This window comes from Actinoplanes sp. NPDC026670 (assembly GCF_040638175.1).
Taxonomy (GTDB): Bacteria; Actinomycetota; Actinomycetes; order Mycobacteriales; family Micromonosporaceae; genus Actinoplanes.
Genome location: NZ_JBEZXU010000012.1, coordinates 206,841 through 215,108, shown reverse-complemented (window position 1 = coordinate 215,108; position 8,268 = coordinate 206,841). Strand labels below are relative to the sequence as shown.

At 70.5% G+C, this 8,268-nt stretch carries 8 protein-coding genes; 6 read left to right on the top strand and 2 right to left on the bottom strand.

What is annotated here, in order from left to right:
* Positions 1-91 precede the first annotated feature (91 nt).
* Positions 92-529 carry an alternative ribosome rescue aminoacyl-tRNA hydrolase ArfB gene (gene arfB, locus AB0E94_RS14835; protein WP_360326359.1) on the bottom strand — a complete coding sequence of 146 codons (438 nt, stop codon included), beginning with the start codon at positions 527-529 and terminating at the stop codon, positions 92-94.
* Positions 530-644: 115 nt separating this feature from the next.
* On the opposite strand from arfB, the gene AB0E94_RS14830 reads away from it, so the two are divergent.
* From AB0E94_RS14830 to thrS, 6 genes are all read left to right on the top strand, one after another.
* Entirely contained in the window at positions 645-1,958 is a 1,314-nt protein-coding gene (locus AB0E94_RS14830; RefSeq protein WP_360326357.1) for a pitrilysin family protein, read from the top strand.
* Positions 1,955-3,295: a pitrilysin family protein gene (locus tag AB0E94_RS14825; RefSeq protein ID WP_360326356.1), complete on the top strand. Its 1,341-nt coding sequence runs from the start codon at positions 1,955-1,957 to the stop codon at positions 3,293-3,295. The genes AB0E94_RS14830 and AB0E94_RS14825 overlap by 4 nt, the downstream gene beginning before the upstream one ends.
* An 85-nt stretch (positions 3,296-3,380) precedes the next feature.
* The gene (locus AB0E94_RS14820) at positions 3,381-3,662 is read left to right on the top strand and encodes a hypothetical protein (RefSeq protein WP_360326354.1); all 282 of its coding nucleotides are present in this window, start codon (positions 3,381-3,383) and stop codon (positions 3,660-3,662) included.
* Between the two features lie 53 nt (positions 3,663-3,715).
* On the top strand, positions 3,716-4,711 hold the full coding sequence (locus AB0E94_RS14815; RefSeq protein WP_360326352.1) for an endonuclease/exonuclease/phosphatase family protein: 996 nt from the start codon (positions 3,716-3,718) through the stop codon (positions 4,709-4,711).
* Positions 4,708-5,247 (top strand): GNAT family N-acetyltransferase, encoded by a 540-nt coding sequence (locus AB0E94_RS14810; RefSeq protein ID WP_360326351.1) that lies wholly within the window; start codon positions 4,708-4,710, stop codon positions 5,245-5,247. The genes AB0E94_RS14815 and AB0E94_RS14810 overlap by 4 nt, the downstream gene beginning before the upstream one ends.
* A 146-nt stretch (positions 5,248-5,393) precedes the next feature.
* The gene (gene thrS, locus AB0E94_RS14805; protein ID WP_360326349.1) at positions 5,394-6,599 is read left to right on the top strand and encodes a threonine--tRNA ligase; all 1,206 of its coding nucleotides are present in this window, start codon (positions 5,394-5,396) and stop codon (positions 6,597-6,599) included.
* Here the strand turns inward: thrS and cimA are convergent.
* Positions 6,582-8,171: a citramalate synthase gene (gene cimA, locus AB0E94_RS14800; RefSeq protein WP_360326347.1), complete on the bottom strand. Its 1,590-nt coding sequence runs from the start codon at positions 8,169-8,171 to the stop codon at positions 6,582-6,584. The genes thrS and cimA overlap by 18 nt on opposite strands.
* Positions 8,172-8,268: the final 97 nt, after the last annotated feature.

Sequence of the window (8,268 nt, the reverse complement as noted above, 5' to 3'; positions counted from 1 at the left end):
GACGAGGCGACCTTCCCCACACAAATCCTCCCCGGCACCCTCACCGACCGTCAAGCAGACCCGCACTTGACAACAAATCCCCGATAGGGAATCAGTCGTCGTTGCTTCGGCGGTTGCGTTTGGTCTGGGCTCGGCGCTTCTTGTCGGCGATGCGGCGCTCGACCGAGCCACGGGTCGGCTTCGTCGCGCGGCGGGCCCGGGGCGGCGCCGCGACGGCGGCCGCGATCAGCCCGGCCAGCCGGTCCGCGGCGGCCTCGCGGTTGCGGAGCTGGGACCGGTTCTCCGAGGCGATGACAGTGATCACACCGTTCACCAGCCGGCCGCCGAGCCGTTCGGTGGCGCGTTCCTTGAGCATCGGGGGCAGCAGGTCGGAGCCGAGCACGTCCCACGACAGCTCGACCCTCGAATCGGTGGTGTTGACGCCCTGGCCACCGGGGCCACTCGCGCGGGAGAAACGCCACGAGAGTTCAGCCGCCGGGATGGTCAGGCGGTCGTTCACCCGTACGTCCTCAAGCACGCCGCCCAGCATCGCACCCGGCCATGATCATGCGCCATGGAGTTAGGGCCGGGAATGGCCGGCCCCGGCCGTCTCTCACGAACGGAGCCCGCGCCGGATTCGTGTCGGACAGGGCAAGATTGGACGGGTGACGTCACCATCCGCACCGGTCGCCACGACCGGTTATCCGTGGCCCATCGAAACCACGCAGCTCGCGAACGGTCTGCGCGTCGTCGTCAGCGAGGACCGGACGGCGCCCGTCGTCTGCGTCAACCTCTGGTATGACGTCGGCTCCCGGCACGAGCCGCCAGGCCAGACCGGGTTCGCGCATCTCTTCGAGCATCTGATGTTCGAGGGTTCGCAGCACGTGAAGAAGACCGAGCACATGAAGCTGGTCCAGGGCAACGGCGGCTCCTTGAACGCGACCACCAACCCGGACCGGACGAACTATTTCGAGACGATGCCGTCCGAGCATCTGGAGCTGGCGCTCTGGCTGGAGGCCGACCGGATGGGCGGCCTGGTTCCAGCGCTGACCCAGGAGACGCTGGACAACCAGCGCGAGGTGGTCAAGAACGAGCGGCGCCAGCGGTACGAGAACGTGCCCTACGGTGACGCCTGGCTGCGCCTGCTGCCGCTGCTGTACCCGGAGGGGCACCCGTACCACCACTCGACGATCGGGTCGATGGAGGATCTGAACTCCGCCGCCCTGGACACCTTCAAGGCGTTCCACCAGCAGTACTATGCGCCGAACAACGCGGTCCTGACGGTCGTCGGCGACACCACCGCGGCCGAGGTGTTCGAGCTGGCCGAGAAGTACTTCGGGGCGATCGCCACGGTTCCCGGCATTCCGGCGGCGCCGGACGGGACGCTGCCGATCCCGGCCGGTGAGGCGGCTCGCGAGGAGGTCACCGCGAACGTGCCGGCGCCGCGGATCTACCTGTCGTACCGGACCTACCCGTTCGGCACGGCGGGGTACGACGCGATCACGGTGCTGTCGACGGTGCTCGGCAGTGGCCGGGGCAGCCGGCTCTACCAGCGGCTGGCCGACGGTTCCCGGATCGCCCAGCCCGACTACATCGGGGCGTACGGGGTGGATCTGGCGCACGCGCCGGCCCCGCTGATCATCACGGCCACCGCGAAGGACGGCGTCGGCCTGGAGACCCTGGAGGCGGGCCTGGCCGAGGTGGTGCAGAGCCTGATCGACGAGCCGGTGACGGCGGACGAGCTGAACCGGGCGAAGGCGCTGCTGACCACCTCGTGGTGGCGGGGCGTGTCCACGGCGTACGGCCGGGCCGATCTGCTGGGGCGCTATGCGACCCAGTTCGGTGACCCGGCGACGGCCGCCGACCGTCTGCCGGAGTGGCTGGCCGTCACGGCCGAGGACGTCACCGAGGCGGCCCGTCAGGTGCTGCGCCCCGAGTCCCGTGTCACTCTCACCTACGTTCCCGGGGAGCCGTCATGACCCTCGTCACCACCCGACCGGGCGCCGGAGCGGCCCGGCCGTACTCGTTCCCGGTGATCCGGCGGGTCACCGCGCACGGCGGCACCGTCATCGCCGCCCACATGCCGGGCCAGATCCTGGCGAGCGCGCTGCTGCTGCTGGACGCGGGCGCGGCCCGGGAGGCGGACGGCCGGGAGGGTACGGCCACCGTCCTCGCCAAGTCGCTGGAGGAGGGCACCCGCAAACGGGATTCGGCGGCGTACGCGCTGGCGCTGGAGAGCCTGGGCGCGGAGCTGTCCCCGGGTGTGGACTGGGACACGTTCCGGGTCGGGGTGTCCGCCCCGGGCCCGCTGCTGGCCGACGCGGTGCGCCTGGCCGCGGAGGCCGCCCGTACGCCGAAGCTGGATCCGGCCGACGTGGCCCGGGTGCGCGACGACGAGGTGACCGCGCTGCGGATGGACTGGGCGCAGCCCGGCCCCCGCGCCGACGCCGCGCTGCGGGCCGACCTGTTCGGCGCGGACGGGCGTTACGGCCGCCCGCTGCACGGCGATCCGACGTCGGTGGCCGCGGTGACCGTCGAGGACGTGCTCGCCTTCCACGAGGCCTGGCTGCGGCGGCCGGGTGTGCTGCTGGTGGCCGGCGATCTGGACGCGCTGGACCTGGCGGCGCTGGCCGAGGCGGCTTTCGAGGGCACCTCGGGTGACCCGCTGACACTGGAGGGCCCGCTCGGTGTCGTGCTGCCGCCGCACCGGCGCACGATCCTGGTGGACCGGCCGGACTCGGTGCAGTCGACGCTGCGTATCGGGCACCGGGCGCCGGAGCGGGCCACCCCCGACTACGTACCGATGACGCTGGCGGCGACGGTGCTGGGTGGCGCGTTCACGTCCCGGCTCAACCACCTGATCCGCGAGGTGAAGGGGTACACGTACGGGATCCGTGGGTCGTACGCGATGACCCGCCGCTGGGGCCGTTTCGAGGTGGCCGCCGGGGTGCAGACCGCGGTGACCGCCCCGGCGATCCGGGACACGCTCGGCGAGATCGCCCGCACCCAGGCGGAGGGCATCACCGAGGAGGAGCTGGAGGTCGCGCGTTCGTGGCGGGCCGGCCAGCTGTCGGTGGAGATGCAGACGCCGGGGGCGATCGCCGGGGCGCTGAGCACGCTGGTGGTGCACGGCCTGCCCGACGACTACTACGAGACGCTGCGTACGGAGTATCTGGAGGCGTCCGTGGAGCAGGTGTCGAAGGCGGCCGCCGAGCATCTCGCGGTGAACGCGCTGACCCTGGTGGTCGAGGGTGACGGCGCGGCGATCCGGGCGGAGCTCGCCGAGTTCGGCGAGGTCGTCGACTCGGAGCTCTGACGACGGACAGGGTGTGCGATCACGAGGTCGCACACCCTGACCCACGCCTAGCTGTCATGGTTCAGCTAGGCGTACGATAACCCCCATGACGCGCATCGGATACAACCTTCCGAAGGATCTCCTGCGGCGCATGGCCGCCCGGGCCGAGGCCGAGGGCCGGGCCGAGGGACGGCTGACCGGCATGACCGGCGCCCTGTTCCACGTTCTCAAGGCACGCGGTGTCGAGGTCTCGGGTGAGGCGCGCGACACCATCCGGAGTTGCAAAGACCCTGCTCAGATCTATCGCTGGGTGCGGCGGGCGGCGACCGCCGACCGGGTCGAGGATCTGGGCGGTCCACTCGCCCGGCGACCACCGTCGATTCTGTGACCTGAGCCGCGTTCACCCATCCGGGGTGGCAGCCTGCGGATACCGTCGCCGCCATGACGATCACCGACGCGCCACCCGCGGCACGCCCGGTCGGGCGGCGACGCATCGTGCTGACCGGTCTGCTCTGGTTGTCGCTGATCCCGGCGGTGATCTGGTTCCTGGCGCGTGCCTTCGGGTGGGATGCCGGCCTCTGGGTCCAACTGCTGGCGTTCACGCCGTACGTCGCGATATGGACCTTGATCCCCGCCCTCGGCGCGCTGATCGCCCGCCGGTGGGCCGCCGCCGCGGTGGCGGTCCTGATCGCTTTCGGTTTCGCGATGGCCGTGGTGCCGCGTGTCGTCGCCGACGGCGACGAGGGCCCGTCGACCGGCGTCGAGCTCCGGGTGATGACGGCGAACATCCTCTTCGGCGGGGCTGACGCGAGCGAGATCGTGCGGCTGGTGCGCGACAACGGGATCGACGTGCTGGCGTTGCAGGAGTTCACCGTGCCCGCTCAGCAGGCGCTGAAGGCGGCCGGGCTGGAGCAGTTGCTGCCCTTCAACCAGCTCGCCCCGGAGCCGGGCGCGAGCGGTTCCGGCCTCTACTCGCGCTATGACTTCGCCGAGCAGGCGTCCCGGCGCAACGACGGCGGCTTCCAGCAGGCGCACGCGGCGGTGCAGGTGCCCGGCGCCGGGACCGTCTACGTCGAGTCGGTGCATCCGCTGGCTCCGGCCGCCATGGACATGGTCTCCGGCTGGTCCGCCGACCTCGCCGACCAGGTGCCGGCCGCCGGCGGGCTGCCGAAGGTCCTGATGGGCGATTTCAACTCGACCCTCGACCACAAACCGCTGCGTGACCTGATCGACACCGGTTACCGGGATGCCGCCGACACCGTCGGGAAGGGCTGGATCGGCACGTGGGGGCCGTATGACGGGGATCCGATCCCGCCGGTCACCATCGACCATGTGTTGGCCGATGACCGGATCGGGGTGAAAGATGTCCAGGTGCACAGTGTGAAGGACTCCGATCACCGAGCGGTGATCGCCTGGCTGACCGTCCCGGCCGCATGAGCGACATAGCGATCCGGCTGATCAGTCCGGCCGACGCCGAGGAGATGGCGGCCCTGCTGCGGGCCAACCGGGAGCACATGGCGCCCTGGGATCCGTTGCGTGAGGAGAGCTACTACACCACCGAGGGCCAGTGGCAGCTGATCTCCGACTCGCTGCGCTCGGGCAACGCGCTGCCGCACGCGATCGTCGAGGCCGGCCGGGTCATCGGCCGGGTCAATCTGTCGAACGTGGTGCACGGCGCGTTCCAGTCGGCCAACCTGGGCTACTGGGTGGACGCGGCGGCGACCGGGCGGGGCGTTGCGAGCGCCGCTGTCGCGGCGGTCGCTGAGGCGGCGTTCCTCACTTACGGTCTGCATCGGCTCGAGGCAGGCACACTTCTTCATAACGTACGGTCACAGCGTGTCCTGGAACGCAACGGCTTCGTCCGGTTCGGGATGGCGCCGAAGTACCTGAAGATCGCCGGCGACTGGCAGGACCACTACCTCTTCCAGCTCCTCTCGGAAAACTGGTTGGAGTCGCGCTCCGCCACCTCCTAGCATCGTCGGCATGATGCTCAGCTCGATGACGACCACGCCGGGAGTTCCCGGCGACGAGTCGATGCTGCGCTAGAGAGCGACGACCGGCCCCGGGCGACATGCCCGGGGCTTTGTCGTCCGGGGTCCCCGAAACGAGGAGACCCGACATGTCCATCGATCACCGCAGGCTCGGCCGCGAGCTGAACCTCTTCGACTCCGATCCGCTGATCGGCGCCGGCCTGCCGTTCTGGCTTCCGGACGGCGCGGCCGCACGCCACGAGGTGGAGTCCTATCTGTACGACCTGGAGCGGCGGGCCGGATATCGGCACGTGTACTCGCCGGCCCTGGGCAAACGCCGGATGTACGAACTGTCCGGCCACTGGCGCAACTTCGCCGACGACATGTTCCCGCCGATCCGGGTCGGCGACGACGAGCTGGTGCTGCGGCCCAGCCTGTGCCCGCATCACGCGCTGATCTTCAAGTCGCGCGGGCGGTCGTACCGGGAACTGCCGTTGCGGGTCGCCGAGCTGGGACCGATGTACCGGGCCGAGCGGTCGGGCGTGGTCGGCGGCCTGTCCCGGGTCCGGCAGATGCTGCTCAACGACGCGCACATCTTCTGCGCCGAGGAGCAGGCCGGTGCCGAGGTGGCCGGGGTGCTGGCGCTGACGCGGCAGGCGCACGCCGCGCTCGGCATGGGCCCGGTCTCCTACCAGCTGTCGCTGCGCGGGCCGGGGAAGGAGTACGGCGGTGACGACGACTCGTGGGCGCGGGCCGAGGCGCTGCTGCGCGGGGCGCTGGCCGAGGCCGGGGTCGAGTACCTGGCCGTTCCGGGTGAGGCCGCGTTCTATGGCCCGAAGATCGACGTCCAGGTGGCCGATCCGTCCGGCCGGGAGTGGACCCTCGCCACCGTGCAGATCGACTACCACCAGCCCGAGCAGTTCGAGCTGGAGTTCGTGAACGCGAACGGCGGACGGGACCGGCCGGTGATGGTGCACCGCAGCCTGGCCGGTTCGATGGAGCGGCTGTTCGGGCACCTGATCGAGGTGCACGAGGGCGCGTTCCCGGTCTGGTACGCGCCGGTCCAGCTGGCGGTCCTGCCGATCGGCGCCGATCAGGACGCGGCTGCCCGCTCGTTCGCGGACTCGGCAGCCGACCTGCGGGTGGAGGTGGTGCACGACGGTTCGATCGGCGCCCGCATCCGGGACCACCGCCGGGTTCCGTACATCGCGGTGCTCGGCGCCCGGGAGGCCGCCTCCGGCGAGGTGGCCCTCCGGCTGCGGGACGGCAGCCGCCTGGACCCGATGCCCCGGGCGGCGGCTCTCGAACTGATCAGAGCCGCCGTCCGGGACCAGCGTTCAGGAAGCGGGAGCTGACGTGCGGGCCAGGCCGTAGGTGAGGGCGTCGACGAGGGCGGTCCAGCTGGCCTCGACGATGTTCTCGTGCACGCCGACGGTGGTCCACTCCCGGCTGTGGTCGCTGGTCTCCAGCAGCACCCGGGTCACGGCGTTCGTACCGTGGCTGCCCTCCAGGATCCGCACCTTGTAGTCGGTCAGCTCGAACGACTTCAGGTGCTCGTAGTGGCTGGTCAGCGCGGTACGCAACGCCTCGTCCAGGGCGTTGACCGGGCCGTTGCCCTCGGCCGTGGCGATCACCCGTTCGCCGCGCACCCGTACCTTCACGGTCGCCTCGGAGATGACCGTGCCGTCCTCCCGGTGCTCGACCAGCACCCGGTACGACTCCAGGGTGAACGGCCGGGCCAGGTCGGCGCCGGGCAGCTCACTGCGTACCAGCAGCTCGAACGAGGCGTCGGCGGCCTCGAACGACCAGCCGGTCGCCTCCAGGTCCTTGACCTTCCGGGTCACCTTCGTCAGGGTGTCCGGGTGGCCGGCCAGGTCCAGTCCGAGCTCACGGCTCTTGAGCTCGATGCTGGCCCGGCCGGCCATCTCCGTTACCAGGATCCGCATGTCGTTGCCCACAACCGACGGGTCGATGTGGTTGTAGAGCAGCGGATCCACCTTGATCGCGCTCGCGTGCAGGCCCGCCTTGTGGGCGAACGCCGCGGCCCCGACATAGGCCTGGTGGGTGTCGGGGGCGATGTTGGCGATCTCGGCGAGCGCGGTGGAGACCCGCGTCGCCTTCTCCAGGCATCCGTCCGGTAGGACCTTCAGCCCGAGCTTGAGTTGCAGGTTGCTGACCGTGGCGAACAGGTCGGCGTTGCCGGGGCGCTCGCCGTACCCGTTGGCCGTGCACTGGAAGTGCCGGACGCCTGCTTCGACGGCGGCGACGGTGTTCGCGACCGCGCAGGCGGTGTCGTTCTGGCAGTGGATGCCGAGCTGGTCGGCGCTCACCCCGGTCATCGCCACGACCTGGTCGATCGCCTTCGTGACCATCGACGGGAGCATGCCGCCGTTGGTGTCGCACATGATGACCCGCTCGGCGCCGGCCTCGAACGCCGCCTTCACGACGCTCGCCGTGTACTCCGGGTCGTGGCGGAACCCGTCGAAGAAGTGCTCACAGTCGACGAAGGCGCGCCGCCCGTTCGCGACCAGATGCCGGACCGTGTCCCGGACCATGTTCAGGTTCTCGTCGCCGGTGGTGCGCAGCGCCCGCTCGACGTGCCTGATGTCCGACTTCGCGACCACACAGACGACCGGCGTCTCGGCGTCGAGCAGCGCCTTGACCTGCGGATCCTCGGCCACGTCGACACCCGCCTTGCGGGTCGCGCCGAACGCCACGAGCACCGCGTGTTTCAGATCCAGCTCGGTCTTCGCCCGTTCGAAGAACTCGGTGTCCTTGGGCATGGCGCCCGGCCAGCCACCCTCGATGAAACCCACGCCGAACTCGTCCAGCAGGCGCGCGACCGCGAGCTTGTCGGCGACCGTGTAGCTGATTCCCTCGCGCTGCCCGCCGTCCCGCAGCGTCGTGTCGAACACCTGGTAGTCCATCGGGGAAAGTCCTTTCGATCGGTCACCCGCCGAGCACAACAAAAAGACCCCCCGCGGATGCGGGAGGTCTGCGCGTCGGCGGAGAGTCAGCCGGCGC